19 protein-coding genes are annotated in these 19311 nt (G+C 37.8%); 9 read left to right on the top strand and 10 right to left on the bottom strand.

Features of this window, described 5'->3' with window-relative positions; all coding sequences use genetic code 11:
* Positions 1-502: 502 nt before the first annotated feature.
* Entirely contained in the window at positions 503-748 is a 246-nt protein-coding gene (locus B9T27_RS12200; protein ID WP_086207097.1) for a DUF2061 domain-containing protein, read from the bottom strand.
* A gap of 239 nt (positions 749-987) precedes the next feature.
* On the opposite strand from B9T27_RS12200, the gene leuC reads away from it, so the two are divergent.
* From leuC to leuB, 4 genes are all read left to right on the top strand, one after another.
* Entirely contained in the window at positions 988-2421 is a 1434-nt protein-coding gene (gene leuC, locus B9T27_RS12195; RefSeq protein ID WP_086207096.1) for a 3-isopropylmalate dehydratase large subunit, read from the top strand.
* 21 nt (positions 2422-2442) lie between these two features.
* Positions 2443-3093, top strand: coding sequence for a 3-isopropylmalate dehydratase small subunit (gene leuD, locus B9T27_RS12190; RefSeq protein ID WP_086207095.1), 651 nt, complete (start codon positions 2443-2445; stop codon positions 3091-3093).
* 97 nt (positions 3094-3190) lie between these two features.
* Positions 3191-3754: a hypothetical protein gene (locus B9T27_RS12185; RefSeq protein WP_086207094.1), complete on the top strand. Its 564-nt coding sequence runs from the start codon at positions 3191-3193 to the stop codon at positions 3752-3754.
* 48 nt (positions 3755-3802) lie between these two features.
* Complete coding sequence (leuB, locus tag B9T27_RS12180; RefSeq protein ID WP_086207093.1) at positions 3803-4882, top strand: 3-isopropylmalate dehydrogenase; 1080 nt, start codon at positions 3803-3805, stop codon at positions 4880-4882.
* 57 nt (positions 4883-4939) lie between these two features.
* Here the strand turns inward: leuB and B9T27_RS12175 are convergent, their stop codons facing one another.
* Together B9T27_RS12175 and infA are read right to left on the bottom strand one after the other, a co-directional pair.
* On the bottom strand, positions 4940-5356 hold the full coding sequence (locus B9T27_RS12175; protein WP_228146215.1) for a hypothetical protein: 417 nt from the start codon (positions 5354-5356) through the stop codon (positions 4940-4942).
* Positions 5357-5834: 478 nt separating this feature from the next.
* Entirely contained in the window at positions 5835-6056 is a 222-nt protein-coding gene (gene infA, locus B9T27_RS12170; protein ID WP_001284370.1) for a translation initiation factor IF-1, read from the bottom strand.
* 229 nt (positions 6057-6285) lie between these two features.
* On the opposite strand from infA, the gene B9T27_RS12165 reads away from it, so the two are divergent.
* Complete coding sequence (locus B9T27_RS12165; RefSeq protein WP_086207092.1) at positions 6286-7296, top strand: AraC family transcriptional regulator; 1011 nt, start codon at positions 6286-6288, stop codon at positions 7294-7296.
* A gap of 84 nt (positions 7297-7380) precedes the next feature.
* Here B9T27_RS12165 and truA read toward each other — a convergent pair whose 3' ends face one another.
* The 5 genes from truA to asd form a co-directional block, all read right to left on the bottom strand.
* Positions 7381-8178, bottom strand: coding sequence for a tRNA pseudouridine(38-40) synthase TruA (gene truA / locus B9T27_RS12160; RefSeq protein ID WP_086207091.1), 798 nt, complete (start codon positions 8176-8178; stop codon positions 7381-7383).
* Positions 8179-8186: 8 nt separating this feature from the next.
* Complete coding sequence (locus B9T27_RS12155; RefSeq protein WP_086207090.1) at positions 8187-9161, bottom strand: asparaginase; 975 nt, start codon at positions 9159-9161, stop codon at positions 8187-8189.
* A gap of 51 nt (positions 9162-9212) precedes the next feature.
* Entirely contained in the window at positions 9213-10556 is a 1344-nt protein-coding gene (locus tag B9T27_RS12150) for a hypothetical protein (RefSeq protein ID WP_086207089.1), read from the bottom strand.
* Positions 10557-10610: 54 nt separating this feature from the next.
* Positions 10611-11966 (bottom strand): FimV/HubP family polar landmark protein, encoded by a 1356-nt coding sequence (locus tag B9T27_RS12145; RefSeq protein WP_086207088.1) that lies wholly within the window; start codon positions 11964-11966, stop codon positions 10611-10613.
* A 143-nt stretch (positions 11967-12109) separates the two neighbouring features.
* Positions 12110-13228, bottom strand: a complete 1119-nt coding sequence (gene asd, locus B9T27_RS12140; protein WP_086207087.1) for an aspartate-semialdehyde dehydrogenase — start codon at positions 13226-13228, stop codon at positions 12110-12112.
* A 185-nt stretch (positions 13229-13413) separates the two neighbouring features.
* Here asd and B9T27_RS12135 point away from each other — a divergent pair, with 185 nt between their 5' ends.
* Positions 13414-14526: an endonuclease/exonuclease/phosphatase family protein gene (locus tag B9T27_RS12135; RefSeq protein WP_086207086.1), complete on the top strand. Its 1113-nt coding sequence runs from the start codon at positions 13414-13416 to the stop codon at positions 14524-14526.
* Between the two features lie 384 nt (positions 14527-14910).
* On the opposite strand, the gene B9T27_RS12130 is transcribed toward B9T27_RS12135, so the two are convergent.
* Together B9T27_RS12130 and B9T27_RS12125 are read right to left on the bottom strand one after the other, a co-directional pair.
* Positions 14911-15429, bottom strand: coding sequence for a hypothetical protein (locus tag B9T27_RS12130; protein WP_086207085.1), 519 nt, complete (start codon positions 15427-15429; stop codon positions 14911-14913).
* Positions 15430-15547: 118 nt separating this feature from the next.
* Complete coding sequence (locus B9T27_RS12125; protein ID WP_086207084.1) at positions 15548-16150, bottom strand: 2OG-Fe(II) oxygenase; 603 nt, start codon at positions 16148-16150, stop codon at positions 15548-15550.
* A 116-nt stretch (positions 16151-16266) separates the two neighbouring features.
* On the opposite strand from B9T27_RS12125, the gene B9T27_RS12120 reads away from it, so the two are divergent.
* The 3 genes from B9T27_RS12120 to B9T27_RS12110 are packed head-to-tail and all read left to right on the top strand — an operon-like array spanning position 16267 to position 19109.
* Positions 16267-17124, top strand: a complete 858-nt coding sequence (locus B9T27_RS12120) for a 23S rRNA (adenine(2030)-N(6))-methyltransferase RlmJ (RefSeq protein WP_086207083.1) — start codon at positions 16267-16269, stop codon at positions 17122-17124.
* A gap of 47 nt (positions 17125-17171) precedes the next feature.
* Complete coding sequence (gene pssA / locus B9T27_RS12115; protein WP_086207082.1) at positions 17172-17996, top strand: CDP-diacylglycerol--serine O-phosphatidyltransferase; 825 nt, start codon at positions 17172-17174, stop codon at positions 17994-17996.
* A gap of 42 nt (positions 17997-18038) precedes the next feature.
* Entirely contained in the window at positions 18039-19109 is a 1071-nt protein-coding gene (locus tag B9T27_RS12110; protein ID WP_086207081.1) for a DUF6670 family protein, read from the top strand.
* Positions 19110-19311: the final 202 nt, after the last annotated feature.

Below are 19311 nucleotides of genomic sequence, written 5' to 3'. Positions count from 1 at the left end.
CAAATATAATTATGTGTATCTAATTTATCAGCAAATTTTTCTATAATTATCAGAATTTGAATGCACTGATAAGCTGCAATTTAAAGTTTTTAATACGCATTCAAAAGGTAAGTTAAAAGCATGCTTGTTGGATACATAGTAGCTAAGTTGCCGTTTACATCATCTTATTAAAGTTAAGATTTCTCGAACCTTTCTCGTTTGTTTCAGCTTGATTCAGTAACATACTAGAGAAATGATTGAGTCATTAATAGGTTGATGATTTTATTGTTGTCTGATCAATTTTTATAAATTTGATTCTCATAATATATTTTTTATACTTTTCCTTAGTAAAACTTCATACTTATCGGCTCATCTATCCTCAAATTGTTTAATTTTTTTGTCCAAGTTCAAATATTAGCGATTTAAGTACTAGTGCAGAAATTTCATATTATTATATCGTACAGCAGTTGCTGAGGAAGGTGGTGATAAGTTCCTCCCCTCACAACTTATGCTTATTGTTTAACTATACTTTGGTTGATTGAATGGGATCGGCAGCTTTAAGGTCTTTTTTATTCCAGATTTTTTCATGGAAGAAAAATGCAAAGGCTTGAATAGTGGGTTCGAGTAAACTTAAAGTAATCGCCATCCATAAATTTCCAGTCACGAAATAAGCGACAACCATCGCAACAGTAATATGCATAATGTAATAACTAAATGTTTTATTTAATGTTCTTTGATTGGAATTTAAGAAATTTTGAATATGAACCATGATGATCACCATTTTGCCTGAATTTATTAAATGATAATCATTATTATTTATAAAGTAAAATAGGAATTAAATTTTATGATCATCGTTTTTGTAAATAATAAGAAAGTGTTGTGAAAATTGAGAATAATTAATTCCAAAAAGTTTTTAAACTAATAAAAATGATAAATTAGATTTATGTAAAATCAGGGTTATAATTGGGCTAAATTAAGAATTACCCCAGTCCAGTGGAGCACATCGACATGGCAGGCGAGACCCAAAAAGCAAAAACATTGTATGATAAATTATGGGATGACCATCTAGTAAAACAACGAGATGATGGTTCAGCTTTACTTTATATCGACCGTCATTTATTACATGAAGTAACGTCACCTCAAGCTTTTGAAGGTTTACAGCTTGCACAACGTCAACCTTGGCGTTTAAGTGCCAACGTTGCAACTCCAGATCATAATGTGCCAACTTCGCAAAAAGAGCGTGCACAAGGAATCGCTGGGATTGAAGATGAAACGTCTCGGATTCAAGTGCAAACTTTAGATGATAACTGTGAAGCTTTTAATATTGTTGAATTTAAAATTAATGACATTCGTCAAGGGATTGCACATGTAGTGGGTCCTGAACAAGGTTTGACTTTGCCGGGTATGACTGTGGTGTGTGGTGATTCGCATACAGCAACGCATGGTGCATTTGGTTGTTTGGCGCATGGGATTGGAACATCCGAAGTTGAGCATGTATTGGCAACTCAATGCTTAGTTCAAAAGAAAATGAAGAACATGTTGGTTCGTGTTGACGGTAAGTTAGGTCAAGGCGTGACATCGAAAGACGTTGTATTGGCAATTATCGGAAAAATCGGCACGGCAGGCGGTACAGGTCATGCAATTGAATTTGGTGGTCAAGTCTTCCAAGATATGTCGATTGAAGGTCGTATGACCGTGTGTAATATGGCAATTGAAGGTGGTGCACGTGTTGGTATGGTCGCTGTCGATGACAAAACCATTGACTATGTGAAAGATCGCCCTTATGCGCCAACAGGTACAGAGTGGGATGCCGCAGTTGAATATTGGAATACTTTGGTTTCTGATGAAGGCGCACATTTCGATATCGTTGTAGTATTACAAGGTGAAGAGATTGAACCACAAGTATCTTGGGGAACTTCGCCTGAGATGGTGATTCCTGTAACTCAAGCGGTTCCGACTTTGGAACAAGCCAAAGATGACGTACAACGCAATGATTGGACACGTGCTTATAGCTATATGGGCTTAGAAGCAGGTCAAGCATTGGCAGATATTCAATTAGACCGTGTGTTTATTGGTTCTTGTACGAACTCACGTATTGAAGATATCCGTGCTGCTGCGGAAGTTGCTCAAGGCAAAAAAGTGGCATCTACCATTAAACAAGCGATGGTGGTTCCGGGTTCTGGTTTAGTGAAAGCGCAAGCGGAAGCGGAAGGTTTAGACAAAATCTTAATCGAAGCAGGTTTTGAATGGCGCGAACCAGGTTGTTCAATGTGTTTAGCCATGAATGCAGATAAGTTACAACCTGGTGAGCATTGTGCTTCAACCTCGAACCGTAACTTTGAAGGTCGTCAGGGCAATGGTGGGCGTACGCATTTAGTTAGCCCAGCTATGGCGGCTGCGGCTGCAATAGCGGGTCACTTTGTTGATGTTCGTTCATTCTAATTGGGCTAATAGGAGCAAATCATGAGAGCTTATACTGTTGAACAAGGCATTGTGGCACCCTTAGACCGTGCCAATGTGGATACCGATTTAATTATTCCAAAACAGTTTTTGAAATCGATTAAACGTACTGGTTTTGGCGAAAATTTATTTGATGAATTACGTTATTTAGATGAGGGGTATTTAGGTTTAGATAATTCCAAGCGTCCAAAGAATAAGGACTTTGTGTTAAATCAACCTCGTTATCAAGCTGCATCTGTATTGATTACTCGTCAAAATTTTGGTTGTGGCTCAAGTCGTGAACATGCGCCATGGGCATTAAATGAATATGGTTTTCATACCATTATTGCACCCAGTTTTGCCGATATTTTCTTTAACAATTGTTTTAAGAATGGAATGTTGCCAGTGATTTTGGCAGAAGAAATTGTTGATCAACTTTTCAAAGAATGTACTGGGAGTGAAGGTTATCAGTTAACGATTGATTTAGATGCCCAAGAAGTACGAACTCCGAAGGGGGAAGCATTTAAATTTGAAGTTGATCCATTTCGTAAGCATTGTTTATTGAATGGTTTGGATGATATTGGTTTAACGTTACAAGTTGCCGATGATATTCGTGCTTATGAAGAAAAAACCAAGCAATCTCGTCCTTGGGTATTTCAAGAAATTCGTGGTTAATTTGACTCGATAGATAACTCAGTAGTATCAAAGCCCAACTCTTGATAATATCTAAGTAGAATAATATTAGACATTTTGCTGAGGTTGGGCTCGAACTATGGTCAAGGTTTTTGGTCAGCTTGCTGTATTAAGTTTGGTTTTGGCATTTTTAAGTGCTTGCCAAAGCATTGATACAACACGCATTAAAAATGTAGAAGAAACGGCTACAACTAAATCAAATGCATTGATTTATTGCATCGGTACCGAAAATTGTGAATTTGAGCGTTTAGATAATATTCAAATTGTTGATGCACAAAATCATAAATTGAGTCGTAGAGCGATTAAGCATGGTTTAGTTCGGTTACAGACGCAATCTTTGCAGCAACCAAATGCGTTGTATTTGTCTGTTCCAGAAGGGCAACATGAATTGGTGATTCGTTTTTATCCAATTTCAAATGCACAAGCGGAAAGGCTGCATGTGATTCATCAGTTTAAGGCCAAACAGAACTATAGCTTTAAGATGTACCGTGAGCGGAGTAAGCGTCAGGGAAGTCTATTGAATGTGTCTGCACCAGATCCTTTGTGTGTAGATTTACTTCAAGAAAAGAAAGTTATTCGTCGGTTTTGTCGTCCTTATGATGTAGTTACAGGTGTTAGCGAGTTTGTAGAGCAGAAAAATTAATTTCACACAGTGGTTGAACTACTGTTTATTTTAAAAATGGATAGGTAAATGTCTAAACAAATTTTGATTTTGGCTGGTGATGGAATTGGTCCAGAAATTGTTGCTGCTGCAGAAAAAGTATTAACCTGTGTCAATGAAAAATTTAATTTAGGTCTAATCTGGGAACAGGGGTTATTGGGCGGTGCTGCAATTGATGCATATGGCGAACCTTACCCAGCAATCACATCTGAACAAGCTAAAAAAGCAGATGCTATCTTACTTGGTGCAGTGGGTGGCCCGAAGTGGGATACGATTGAGCGTTCAATTCGCCCTGAACGTGGCTTATTAAAAATTCGTAGTGAACTAAATTTATTTGCAAATTTACGCCCAGCAATTCTTTATCCACAATTAGCAGATGCTTCAAGTTTAAAACCAGAAATTGTCTCTGGTTTAGATATTTTGATTGTACGTGAATTGACTGGGGGGATTTATTTCGGCCAACCTCGTGGGATTCGTGAACTTGAAAATGGTGAAAAACAAGGGTTTAACACCGATGTTTATGCCGAATCGGAAATTAAGCGTATTGCAAAAGTAGCATTTGAAATGGCGAGCCTTCGTGGCGGTAAAGTATGTTCGGTTGATAAAGCCAATGTCCTTGAAGTGACTGAGCTTTGGAGGCAAACCGTTACGGCATTAAAAGAAGAGCAATATCCGAATATTAATTTATCACATATGTATGTCGATAATGCTGCAATGCAATTGGTCCGCCAACCGAAACAGTTTGATGTAATTGTGACAGGTAATTTATTTGGAGACATCTTATCAGATGAAGCCGCTATGTTAACTGGTTCAATTGGTATGTTGCCATCTGCATCTTTGGATGAAAAAGGCAAAGGCATGTATGAGCCTTGTCATGGTTCAGCACCTGATATTGCGGGTCAAAATATTGCTAATCCACTGGCTACTATTCTGTCAGTTGCAATGATGCTTCGTTATACTTTCCGTGAAGAAGTTGCAGCACAGGCAATCGAAGATGCTGTCGGTCAAGTTTTAGATCAAGGTCTACGCACTGGAGATATTATGTCTGCAGGTATGCAACAAGTTGGGACGTCTGAGATGGGTGATGCAGTGGTTACCGCACTGTCTTGATTTGATGGATTAAAAAACGCGGCCTAGGCTGCGTTTTTTTACGGGCTTTAAGGCGGTTTAGCAGGCTTTACCTTGGTAATCTATAGATTCTGCAATACCATTTTTGAGATTAAAGATGACTTTACAGCTGAAGTTAACATCATAATGTTCTGCTGCCGTTGTATCATACCTGATCATAGGGCCACCCATCGCATTGTTACCAATAGTGGCATTACTGCCAGCAACAGGAATAGTAATTGGTCTTAAAATGGTATAAATGAGTTGATTATCTGTTGCTATCGCTTTGTTGGTTGTTTGATAGCCCATAGCTTTTAAATTGAGCTGTTGCTGAATTTGCTGACTTGACTGTCCAATAAAAGTGTGAAGATAGCGATCTAGATCTTGTTCACGAGATTGTGTGGTCTGACATCCAATGCAGAATAAAACTGAAGAAAAAGTCATCAGATAAGCCAGTTGTTTGAAATTTTGAGTCATTGTTTCACTTCCTATAATATTTATTGGGGGTGACAACAATTCATATTTTAGTTGATTTGTTGTATTTAGAATGTTTTTTAAATGATAAATCAGATTACTGGTCATTATTTTAAAGTATAAAAAAGATTGAAATGAAGAAAAATAATCTTGCTGTTGAGTGTATTCAAGCCTGATGTATAAAATTTTTCACAACAACATTCATTCTAATAGCGAGTATTAGGTAAATACTAGTGATAAACCCAAATAGATTTTAGATGTGCTTAAAAATTAAAGTAGAAAAAATCAATTAAAGCATTGTAAATCCATTGGATGTACCTGTGATGTGTTTGGTCATGTAAATAGAGTGAGATATTACTTCGTATGTTTCGTGCATAATATTAGTTAATAATAAAAGCTATTGATGTGAATGGTTTAAGTTATTAAAAATATAGAGATAAAAAAAGCCACTAAAAAAGTGGCTTTTTGCTTACACTAAAACTTAGCGTGCGCGGTATGTAATACGACCCTTCGTTAAATCGTAAGGAGTCATTTCTACCTTAACACTGTCGCCAGTTAAAATACGAATATAATGTTTACGCATTTTACCAGAGATGTGGGCAATCACTTCGTGACCGTTTTCTAGACGTACACGGAACATAGTATTAGGAAGCGTCTCGGTGACAACGCCTTCGAACTCGATGAGTTCCTCTTTATTGGCCATAGCCTACCTGGTGATCAAATTGGGAAGGGGCAAATTATAGGCAATTTTTTTGCAAAAAACAAGATGGTTAAGCATTTGTAGGTGCTAGATGTGTCCTAATTAAGCGAACAAATCATTAAACAATTTCTACAAAATAATGTGGATAGTTGTTGTCAGTTTAGCCAATCGACTGTAATCTAAAAAATATGTTTTTAAGTATAAATGAATAACATACAAGGAAGGGCACTACGTGAGTCAGCTAACTGATGCTTCGGTTGTTTTACGATTAGGCTATCAAGCGATTCGTCGTGCGGGATTGCCGACAGAAGAAATATTAACAAAAGCAGGTGTGGCCTTAAATCAGGTCGACCAAAATGCACGCACACCATTGAATGCACAGTATGCATTTTGGATGGCTGCGCAAGAGGTGAGTAAGAACCCTGATATCGGTTTATATTTAGGTGAACATCTACCTTTGTACCGAGGCCAAGTAATTGAACACTTGTTTATTTCGAGTGAAAACTTTGGTGAGGGATTGAAACGTGCTTTGGCCTATCAACGCTTGATTAGTGATGCCTTTGATGCAAAATTAATTGTAGAGGAGGATGGTCGCTGTTATTTAAGCAATGGTGAGCAACCTTGGGCAGATAATATCGTCAATCGACATTTTTCAGAGTGCGCACTTTCAGGGATTTTAAGATTTTTTAAATTTATCACTGAAGGGCGATTTGAACCGATTTATATCGATTTCAATTTCAATGAAGGGGCTGCGGATGATGAATATTTTCGTGTTTATGAATGCCCTGTTAGCTTAGGGCAAAAAGAAACACGGTTATATTTTGATGCAACGATCCTCGATTATCCTTTGTGGCAAGCTGAACCTGAACTGTTACAACTGCATGAACAACTGGCAATTGAAAAACTTCAGGAACTGGCGCGTTATGATTTAGTCGGTGAAGTACGCCGTGCGATTGGTTCTACTTTAGAAAGTGGTGAAACGACACTAGAAACTGTGGCAGCGCAATTGAGTATTACACCACGCCGTTTAAGAACTCAGTTGAGTGAAGCGAATACCAGTTTTCAGCAAATTCTTTCAGACTATCGTTGTCGTTTGGCCAAAAAACTTTTAGCCAATACCAGCGAGAGTGTTGAGCGAATTGTATATTTGACTGGCTTCTCTGAACCGAGTACTTTCTATCGCGCCTTTAAACGCTGGACCAATGAAACACCCGTGGAATATAGAAAGCGTAAGCAGCGTTAATTATATTTAAAATTAAAAAATGCCAGTAATTATATGCTGGCATTTTTATAATCGATGATGATGGATTTACATCTAGAGTTCATTTTACTCAGGCATATTGAGCCAATGTGGACCTAAAGGTGCTTTAGGTAAATCAAATTGTTCAGGATAATGTGCCTGAATAAAATATAAACCATCTGGTGGGGCCGTAATGCCTGCAGCTTTACGATTTTGTGCAGCAAATATCGCATCGATATGCTCAAGATCATATAGACCTTGTCCGATCTCTAATAGACACCCCATGATATTACGCACCATGTGATGTAAGAAGCCATCAGCCTGAATATCTAAAACCAAATAACAACCATGACGAATCAAACGACAATGGCTGACATGGCGAACAGGTTGGTTAGATTGACAAGCTGCCGCACGGAAACTTTCAAAATTATGTGTTCCTTCAAATTTTTTTGCAGCTTCAATCATTTTATCCGCATCTAAATCGTAATAAGCATGCGTGACTTGTTTATGCAATAACGCTGGGCGATTTGGCGAGTTGTAGACCACATAACGATAACGACGGGATTGTGCCTTAAAGCGGGCATGGAAGTCGTTATCGATGGGTTTAATCCATTGGATTGCAATATCTTTCGGAAGCTGACTATTTGCACCCATTAACCAGCCTTTAATCGGGCGAATTGCATTGGTGTCAAAATGTGCCACCATATTGGTTGCATGTACACCAGCATCGGTACGACCTGCACCATGTAAAATAATCGGTTCATCAGCAATTTTGCTGAGTACTGTTTCCAATGTTTCTTGAATAGTACGCACGCCAGCTTGTTGAGTTTGCCAACCTTTATACCGAATGCCACAAAACTCAATACCAATTGCAAAACGTTGCATAAAAACCTCTATGTGGATTGCGCATACCAATGGTCGTACCATTGTTCAGAAGAGGGGTATTGTAAATAAATTTTCAAAATTTTGGCATAAAGATCTGCCTGACTAAGTGCATCACTGACTAAAATTTGAGATTCTTGAATCCATTGGCTGACTGCATAGCGTTGATCGAGTCCGCCAAATGGGACTTGTGAAGATAAAATAACAATACAGCCATGCTGTTTTAGCTTTTGTAAGAGCGTAATAATTTCCTTATTCACCGCTAAATTACCGACACCATAAGCCTGTAGAATTAAAAAATGGGGTGGTGATGTGAGTAAGTGCTGTAAATTTTGGCTAAATTGCTGTTGCTCAATTGGGAGTAACATTAGATTTATGATATTTAAGTTTTTGGCTTTTTCTAGATGGGATAATTGAATCGGCGTGCTGGTATCTATATTTGAAGGTATGGGATGATCCAATTTCAAGCCACAGAAAGCATCTAGAGCTGTGCTATGGACTTTGACTGCTGTACGAGCATGAAAGACCTGATGGTAAAAAGATAAGTAAACACCAGTGGGGACTTTGAGCACCTGATCTAATGCCGTATTTAAATTATCAATCGCATCGGTAAATTCTCGAGTATTATCACCCTGAACATTCAGTAATGGATATTGGCTTCCAGTCAGGATGACAGAACACGATTGTTGTAAAAACTGTGCAAGGATGGCAGCCGCATAACTTAACGTATCGGTACCATGAATCACGACAAAATGTTGATAGTCTTGTTGCTGTAAGCTTTGAATGTATTGTGCTAATTTCAACCAGTCTATGGCTGTACAGGCACTACTATCTTTTACACTGGGAGCTTTGAAGCAGTCTATTTTTTGACTTAAGGGAAGAATGTGCTTGAGTTGTGGCAAGAACTGTTCTTCAGGCATCGGTGCTAATGGTTCGCCGACACAACCAAAAGTTCCACCCATATAGATTAAAGCGATTTTTTTCATAAGTATAAAAAAGCAGCCAAGAATGACTGCTTTATCTTAGAGCGAATAGTTTTAAGATGCTATGCGATTCAGTAAATTTTGTGATTGAGTACGTTGTTCAGTGGAATATTGATGTGCATCTTGATTTAGCAATTGATGCGCAGATGCATAAGCACCCAATTCGATATACTGTTCAGCTAACTCTAAATTTAATTGCATTTCATTGACTTGAGTTAACTCAGGGAAAGACTGAGCTAATGGATCATGACTTTCCGTGCTCGACTCGATTATCTGAGCTTTTTCAAAGTGTAATGGTTCTGCAATGACTGGGGTTTCAATGGAGAGTACAGTGGACTCTAACTCCAAAGCTAAACTGCTTTGAGACTCTGTTGTAGGTATTTCAAATTTGAATTCAAAATCAGGAATTTGGGGAGTCGCTACTTCTACCTGCTTGACAGCTGGAGCAATAGATTCAGCAAAATCAAGCTTAAAGTCATTCTGAATTTCAGTGTTTTCAGAGATAACTGATTCGAGCGGTGTGTGTATTGTTGTTTCAGCTTTTGGGCTGAGATCGAAACTAAAATCTAAAGGTTGAATCTCTGTTTTTTGAATAGGTTCATCGATGTGAGTCGTCGGAGGCACGTCAACTGCTGTTGTGTCTGACGGAGTCGTAAAAGTGAATTCTAGTGGCTTGATTTCCACTGGAGATTCTACTTCTTTTTGAGGCGTTTCTTCTGCGATGGTAGCTACAGATTCATTTACAAATGAGAATTCTAAGGGTGCAGGTTCATCAATAGGCTGAGGCGTATTCAATACATCTGGCACTTGTTCTGTACTTGGCTGAGTTGAATTCGTATCAACCAAGGCATCAAAAGCGGCATGATTTTTGACTGCTTGAGGCGCAGGCTTCGTTTCAGTAATCGGTAGTGTGAATTCAATCGTGTCTTGAGCTTTAGTTTCTTCCGCATAGATTTTTTGTTTAGCTTCTGCTTGCTGAGCAATATCCTCTAAACCTAAAGAGCGGACATGATTCACCAGTTGATCAATTGCAAATTCATCTTTATGTGCTAAATGTACATCTAAAAGATAAAGATAAAGTTGATGTTGTGAATTATCTTGATTGAGTGATTGGTTAATTTTAGCTTCTGCAGAGAAAAAGTTCTTTTCACGAATTAACTGCTCAATATTTTCTTTTAACTCTGCAGTTAAAGGTGTCGTTTTTTTCTGAACAACAATCTCATTCTTAACCACTTGAGTATTTGATGCTTGTCTTTGTGATGATCGAGCAGTTCTCGCTGCATTTTTTTTAGTTGTCTTTTTAGCACTTTCCTTGCCTTTTTCGTTATTTGCACTTTCTCGTTTTTTTAGAACGATCAGGACGACCAATAACAATACAAAAGGAATCACGTACAACATATTTTAACCCCTTCATTGAGACCAATGAACTTTATTTATTCAAAATTTTACAGATTAGTGTGTTGGCTTTTTCGCAAGATTTTGCTGTTGCAATTGTTGCTGTAATTGCGCAAGCCGTGCATTTAGTAGTTGAATTCGCTGATCTTTTTGCTGTAAAGCCAACGTGAGTTTAGATACATTCTTCTGTAATTTAACTGTTTTTTCTCGAGCTGTCATAACTTTTAGTGACAATTCTGAAGATGTTGGGTTGGTTTGAGTTTCTTTTTTCGCGCTGCCGTGTGCAGAATCTTGTTCATTTCCAGCAACTAAACTCATTTCTGCCTGATTCAGTTTATATTTTTCTTTACCTGATTGTCTTTGTGTTACGGGTGCTGAAAGTGCGACATCTTTTTTACTGGATTGTGTGTTTTTATAGCCTGCAGCTAAGTTTAGTGCGACACCTTGACGCATGCGGTTGATATCACCTTGGATAAAAGCATGTGCATTGTTGGCTTTAATTTGCTGCATCACTTGGGGGATACTTTGGTTACTTTGAGCTGCGATACGAGATGCAATTTTCCATAAGGATTCATTGGCTTGGACAACATGTTTATTGGATTCAGTATTTTTTTGATCCATTACTTTTTTGGGATTTTGTTTAGCTTGATCTGCATCTACTTTATTATTTTTTGATACAACAGAATCTGGTTTATCATCTGCTTGTTTAATTTTTTGAGTTGTTATTTGCTTTGATGCTGTACTTTGGTTTTGAGATTCGAGTGATGCTGCAATTTGAGCTTTTTCGGTAGTTGGAGTTGGTACGTTATTGGTTGCTAGTATTGGCGGAGCAACAATACTGACAGCTAACGGAGTTTGTATGTTGGGTGATGCTGATGTTATCGGATTGACCTTTACCGTTGCTGTGTCAGGTTGAGCATGGTATTGCATACTGGTAGGTAAATTGAGAGCAATATCTTTTTCACTGACAATAATTTGAGGTGTAAGTGGTTTTTCATGGTTAGATGCTGTAACCAGATTAGTGTCTGTTTTTGTTCTGACGAAGGGCGTTTTTATTTGTTGAATACGGGTTGCATTGCCTTCTTTAATTTTTAATAAAATATTGAGTTCTGATTCAATCACTGGTCGTGAAGAAGTAATGACAATCACTCCAGAGCCATCGGCAGAACGACGTGTAAAAAAATTTAAATGCCCTGGAGGTTGATGGGTAATCCCCATTGCCATTAAATCTTCAGGATCTGCAAGACTAACATCAATTCTAGAATTTGGATCAGCGTGACTAAACTTCATTTCAGCATAAAGTAATTCACCTGTGCCTGAATGAATTTGAACTGGATCAAGTGTAATTGCATACAAAGATTGCGTAGAAAGAATCGTTAAAATGGCAATTTTTAATTTGTTATATACAGTCATCTCTATCCATAGCTCAGATGAAGTTCAGGTCAGTAAAAGTATACAATACCTAGCTGTTATACAAATGTAAATTTTTAACCAAACAGTTACAAAAAAAAGCCGATCTTATGTGATCGGCTTTTCATTTTCACGACTGAAATTACTTAAATATTTTTATATTCAATCAAAATACGTAACATACGACGTAAAGGTTCAGCAGCACCCCAAAGTAGCTGGTCACCGACGGTGAAAGCGCCAAGGTACTCTTTACCCATATTCAGTTTACGTAAACGACCGACGGGTACAGATAACGTTCCTGTTACAGCGACAGGGGTAAGGTCAATCATCGATGCTTCACGGGTATTTGGAACAACTTTAGCCCATGGGTTTGATTGACGAATCATATCTTCGATTTCATCTAGCGGTACATCTTTCTTAAGCTTCAAAGTTAAAGCTTGAGAATGACAACGCATTGCCCCAATACGCACACAATGACCATCGATCGGAACGATTTGTTGATTACCTAAAATTTTATTGGTTTCAACTTGCGCTTTCCATTCCTCTTTCGACTGGCCGTTATCTAACTGTTTGTCGATATAAGGAATGAGCGAACCGGCTAAAGGCACACCGAAGTTTGCAGATGGAAAGCCTTCACCACGTTGAAGTGATGCAATTTTAGAGTCAATGTCTAAAATTGGGGATTTTGGATCATCAAGCAAATCTTTGGTATTGTTATATAAATAACCCATCCCAGTGATCAGTTCACGCATGTTTTGCGCACCCGCACCAGAAGCTGCTTGATACGTCATAGACGTTGCCCATTCCACTAAGTTATTTTGGAATAAACCGCCAAGACCCATCAACATTAACGATACGGTACAGTTTCCACCTACAAATGTTTTAGTACCATTGACTAAACCATCTTTAATGACGTTCATGTTGACTGGATCTAATACAATAATCGCATCATCATCCATACGCAGAGTAGACGCAGCATCAATCCAGTAACCGTTCCAGTCTTCCGCTTTTAATTTAGGGAAAACGTCAGAGGTATAATCACCACCTTGGCAGGTAATAATGACATCCATTTGCTTCAGACTATTAATGTCTGTTGCATCCATAAGTGCTGGGGCAGTCTTACCACCGAAAGCAGGGGCTTCACCACCTGCATTACTGGTAGAAAAATAGAATGGCTCAAAATGAGCAAAATCATTCTCTTCAACCATACGTTGCATCAGGACAGAACCAACCATCCCACGCCAACCGACCAGACCTACTTTCATGTCATTTTGCCTCGGTGAGTTAAAAATTAAAAAGGGGTTTGAGTGTATCAAAAGAGCGCACAACTGCAAGTGCTACACAATCAAAACAGCAATTATATTGTGCAATATATCTTGTTCATGTTACATGCAAAATTGATATAAATTTATGAATCATCAAAAAATTAAGAATATATGAGAATGCCATAATGATCTGGATTGAAATATTAGCTGCTGTGGTGATTTTGCTGAGTTTCTGGTCGCTGATTCCACGGGATGAATGGTGGTTTCGTGGTGCAGATTTCCCGCGCTTGCAAATTTTGGTTCTTGGATTAATTGCCTTGGTTTTATTGATTATTTGGGATCAGCCATGGGATATCTGGCGTGAAATTATTTTTATCGGTTTGATTGCTGCACTGGCTTATCAACTTAAAATGGTGCTGCCTTATACTTTTTTATGGAAAAAACAGGTCAAGCAGGTACGTCACGCTCAGTTGAACCCTGATCAGCAGATTGCATTGATTGTTTCTAATGTACTCACCCCAAATCAACAATATCACTTGCTGATTGAGCAGATTCAACAACACCAACCTGATTTAGTGTTGACCTTAGAGTCAGATCAAAAATGGCAAAATGAATTGTCAGTCATTGAAAAAGATTATCCATATTGCGTACAAGTGCCCTTAGATAATTTATATGGAATGCATTTATATAGCCGCTTGGAATTAAAAAATACCGAAGTTAAATTTATTTTAAGTGATGAGATCCCATCTATCCATACCACTATAATTTTACCTTCTGGTCAACCAGTACAACTCTATTGTTTGCATCCGAAACCACCTAGTCCAACTGAAGCAAAAGATTCAACATTACGTGATGCAGAATTGTTGATGGTTGGCGATCAAATTAAAGATTTGGATCAAAGTTGCATTGTGATAGGGGATTTAAATGACGTGGCGTGGTCTCGGACGACACGCCTGTTTCAACGGATCAGCGGTTTGTTGGATCCTCGGGTAGGACGTCATTATATCAATACTTTTCATGCAGATTATCCACTATTGAGGTGGTCGCTAGATCATGTATTTCATAGTACTGATTTTGCTCTAGTAGAAATGAAACGTTTACCGCATATTGGATCGGATCATTTTCCAGTATATGTTGTTTTACAGACGGATCATATTTTTGATCAACTACAAGAAGAGCTAGAACAAACCGATGCAGATGAGCACGAGGCACAGGAAGCAATTCAAGAAGGAATTGAGCAAGCAGAAAGAGAAGAAAAAATAGTGACAGATGAAATTGCACAGGATTATAAAAAATAGAATGAAGGTACCTGTTAGCTAATCAGTTGTTGTTGAGTGGTAACATGTAGGAAATGGCTTACATTGATTTAGGCCTATTGCGAATAGTTCTTTTTTCTAATTACACTTAAACTTGATATATCAGCATAGGGAGTTGAGAAAGGAAATTCTCATTAAGGAAGACGACGCTGATGGACTAAACATCATGGACATGATGATGCAATGGATAGCCCAAATAATAAAAAAGATTTGAAAGCACAACCTCATAAACCCGAGTTTTGCAGGATGCAGAACTCGGGTTATGCTTATCTACAATAGTCAAAATAAGAAAATAAAAATAAATGTGCTGTGATGTATATTGAATTGAAATTTTTTACATATTTTGAAAAATGTTAACTCATATAATTAACATTGAATTAATGTTAAAAACCAATTTTCTGTATGCAAAGGAGAAAACGAGGAATGTTGTTGTAATAGCTCGATATCAAATTCAGCGGTATTGCTATATTTATTTAACCAATGACGAGTCAAAGCATATTCTTGTTTGACTACCGCAGCATAGGCAAGGAATAAATAAATATCACCATTTTCGTTGACCGTTAACGGTTTTAAAATTTGCTGTGTAATGAGCGCAAAACGACGCTCTTTAGTGATTTCAAAATACACCATATAGGCTTTTGCCAAGTGCAATGATAAATTCAAATATAAAGGCATTGGCATTTCTTCGTATTCACAACGCGCTTGTTCTAAAAGTACAATTGCTTCCTGAAGAAAATGTAGTTGTTCTTGACGTAAATGACTGAGGGTAGTCAGTTGTAAACGTAAATCTGCACGTTCTAGGGCAAGTTCAGGCGTATTGTTTGTCAAATACAATTGATCTGTTTCACCAATACGCGCGATAACTTGTTGTGTATTTTCAAACATTAGCCGATACCTCATTCATGAATGCACAGTATATGCGGTTGAAAATTCAAATTTAAAGGGAAATACAACATCCTATTTTTAGAATGATGATTCCATTTATGATGTTCGCATAAATGTTTTAAAGAATATGATTACTGCTTCTTAGCCATGCTGTAATAGATAAGCGTTGCTGTTTGGACTGAATCACTTCATGTAATAAATCACTTTGGAAGAGTGCAATTCGATTAGGTTTGGGTTGGATATTATGCCATTGCTGATTTTTATCTTGTAAGTGTAACTCTCCGCCCCAGTCTGCTTGCCAAGCTTCATGCAGATAATAAACTGTTGAAATCATGCGATCATTTTTCTTTTGAGGATTATCGCGATGTAATGCGTAAAATTCTCCAGCGTTATAACAGGCAAAATGTGCTTCAACTTCTTTTATGCCTAAATAAAAGTAGCGATTGAGCTGCTGGGAAAGTGCTTTTAATGTGTCAATATGTTGTTGGGCGTATTCTAAATCGTCATTAATCCATAAAATATGATCATTTCTAATTTGACTAACGACACCACTTTGCACAGCCGCATCTCTAAAGCGAGTTAAGTTGTCAGTACACTCTTTGACTAGTGCATCGAGATAGTTATGAGAATAAGCATCGTCAATAATAGCAAAACCTTGTTGATCTAAATCTTCCAGAATTTGATCCATATTCCAAGACTTTGGGAGAAATATCGCTTCCATAAAACCTCATAACTTCAACAAAATAAAAAACAGTCTTATCTTAGAACAATCGATGGACAGTGAAGAATATTTTTTTCGTGCTAAAATGTCCGTTGAACTCAGGAATTAATCGAAACATGAATTACCGTCACCATTTCCATGCGGGCAATTTTGCCGATGTCATGAAACATGTGTTATTGCTCCAGCTTTTGACACGACTTAATGCCAAAGATAAACCGTATCACTATATAGATACACATGGTGGTGCGGGTAAATACGATTTATCAACTGCTGCCGCACAAAAGTCTGGCGAGTTTTTAAATGGTATTCATCGTTTAGTTAAATTGGATGATTCTATTACGCGTCAAGCACCAGAAGGGATCAAACAATATCTGAAAATTGTTGAAGCGATGCGTGCTGGCTCAGGTAAAGGGGCTTACCCAGGTTCACCATGGTTTGCACTTGAAGGCATGCGTAATATCGATCAAGCCACGATTTTTGAAATGCAAAAAGAAGTGTTTCAAGAGTTATATTTTAATATTCGTGATCGTCGTGCTGGTTTGCATGAGCGTAATGCATATGAAGGTTTATTTGGTGTCATTCCACCGAAAGAAAAACGTGGTCTGGTGATGATTGATCCACCTTACGAATTAGAGCGTAAGGACTTTCCACAATTGGTTGAGTTGTTGACTGTTGCACACAAAAAATGGCCGACAGGTGTTTTTGCTGTTTGGTATCCAATTAAAGATCGTGCCATGATTGAACGTTTTGAGAAAAAAATGATCAAAACTGGGATCCGCCGTCAATTGGTATGTGAAATTTGTGTATGGCCAGATGACACTCCAGTCGGCTTGAATGGTTGTGGCTTATTAGTGATCAATCCGCCTTGGAAGTTCTCTGAAGATGCAGATGAAGCATTACAATGGTTATTCCCACATTTACGCATGACTGAAAATGGTGGGCATGCAGCAGTTCGTTGGTTAGTGGGCGAATAAATTCTGCTTGAATGAAGTAGAGATATGGCTACAGTTAGGATCTAAAAATGACAAATATAAATAAACCTGAAAGCGAATCTTCGGTACGTGATGAGCGTGGTTTTGATGGCATCACATTTGAAGTCGAAGAAGAGGAGCATACCCATGAAGGGCGTAAGGTGAAACGTCGAGGAATCTATCTGTGGCCAAATTTAATCACGACAGCAGCACTGTTGTCAGGGTTTTATTCAATCATTGCCAGTATGAATGGCGATTTTAATCAAGCCATTTATGCTATTTTTCTAGCAGCTTTATTGGACGGTCTGGATGGGCGTGTTGCACGAGCCATTGGTGCACAAAGTGCATTTGGCGAGCAATACGATTCACTATCGGACTTGTTGGCTTTTGGTGTTGCCCCAGCCATTTTAATGTATAGCTGGAGTCTACATGATCTTGGACGTATTGGTTTAGCTGCATGTTTTGTCTATACCGCATGTGCTGCATTTCGTTTAGCACGTTTTAATGTGCAAATTGCCGTGGTGGATAAACGCTATTTTATAGGTGTGGCTAGTCCTTTAGCAGCGATCATGATTATTTCATTGGTTTGGGTTGGACGAGATTTTCCGTATATTTTTGATCTTAGTGATATCGCCATTCAAATCATCAATGCAGTGATTATTATTTCTGTTGGTTTGTTGATGATTTCTAATATTAAGTACTATTCATTTAAGCAAGTGGATCGTAAGCGAGTCCCTTTTGCTGTGTTACCAATCGCAGTATTTATTTTTGCAGCTATCACTTATAACATTCCAGTGGGTATTTTAGTAATTTCGATTATTTATGCATTGTCTGGCTTTGTGACGACGTTCCTTGCTCGAAATACAACAGCGTAAGAGATAGAGATTATATTTATAGAATAAAAAAAGGAGCTTGATATGCAATTGTTAATGAATTTAGTTGATGAATCTAAACAATTGAACCAAGCTCAGTTCCCGTTAAAGCTTGGTTATCATGGGCCCAAAGGACGGTTTAAAATTATTCATCAAGGATTGATGATCCCTAATCTCCCTGCACCATTATATTATTTAAATTTCTTAACGATTATTGGGCAGCCCAATATCCCAATGATTCGTAATCCATATGCGATTCATACTACGGCTTTAGATACTGCTATGGTGATTAGTAGCAGTAGTCCACATATGCTGGGACATTTTAAACATTATTCAATACAGCAGGATTGTCAGTTCACTGAAGGGGATTATCACTTCGGTGGCAAAGAGCGCTTACAGGGTTCATTCCCATATTTTCGTTTAACACGAGAGGATGATGAACTTGCAATCGATTTAAATATCTATGTCAAACCCATCATTTCACATTTTACTAAACTAAGATTAGGTGTGTTTGATCATTGGTCTTTACTTTGCCAATGCAAAGGTCAAGTCAAATATAAAGGTCAAGTTTATGCAATAGATCAAATGGGATCCTTTGAGTACGCTAGAGCCATGAATATTCCATATTTACCGCTTTGTTTTTTTACCTATCAAATTATTAATTTAAAAGACAAGCGTCAATTACTCTTAGCTCAAATTAGAAATAACTTTAATCAGATTGTGCAGTCTCGTATTTATCTTCGAGATGAAAGTACCTGTACAGCAGTCATGTTTGATGACGGTGTTTATTTCAAAGTACATCGCGTTTACCCAAAAGTGACGACGCCGAACCAACAAGATATGTATTTACCACGAGAATTTGAGTGGTGCTTTAGCAATGCCGATACGACTATTCAAATTCATGCACAAAGCCGCGGTGATTTTAAATTTGGCTTGGCTGCAGGATATGTAGGAAGCTTTACCTATCAATTAAAAATCAATGATTATTCTGAGGAGGGAAGTGCTGGCTACTGTGAATACATTGATTGTCGACCTTTAAGGTGGCAAGAAAAGAAAAATGAAGGTAAGAAAACAAAAAAAATAGCGCAAATGACCCCGAATTACGTTAAAAAATAGAATAAAAATGCAGTTTTTTAGCGAAATGGTAGAAAAAACCACCATTTGAATAAATTAATTAAAGAAAGGGGTTGCGTAGGAAATTTTTTCCCCTATAATGCGTATCCATCGGCGGTGATGTTAAACAAAACCTCTGATAAATCAATAAGTTGATTGAGTTGTTAAGATTTCTGAATGAGATTTTAAAGTTTGATTAAAAAAT

This window comes from Acinetobacter sp. ANC 4648, from assembly GCF_002135345.1.
In the GTDB taxonomy this organism is placed as follows: domain Bacteria; phylum Pseudomonadota; class Gammaproteobacteria; order Pseudomonadales; family Moraxellaceae; genus Acinetobacter.
Note: the sequence above shows the minus strand (reverse complement) of the source record. Positions and strands in the feature narration are given on the sequence as shown.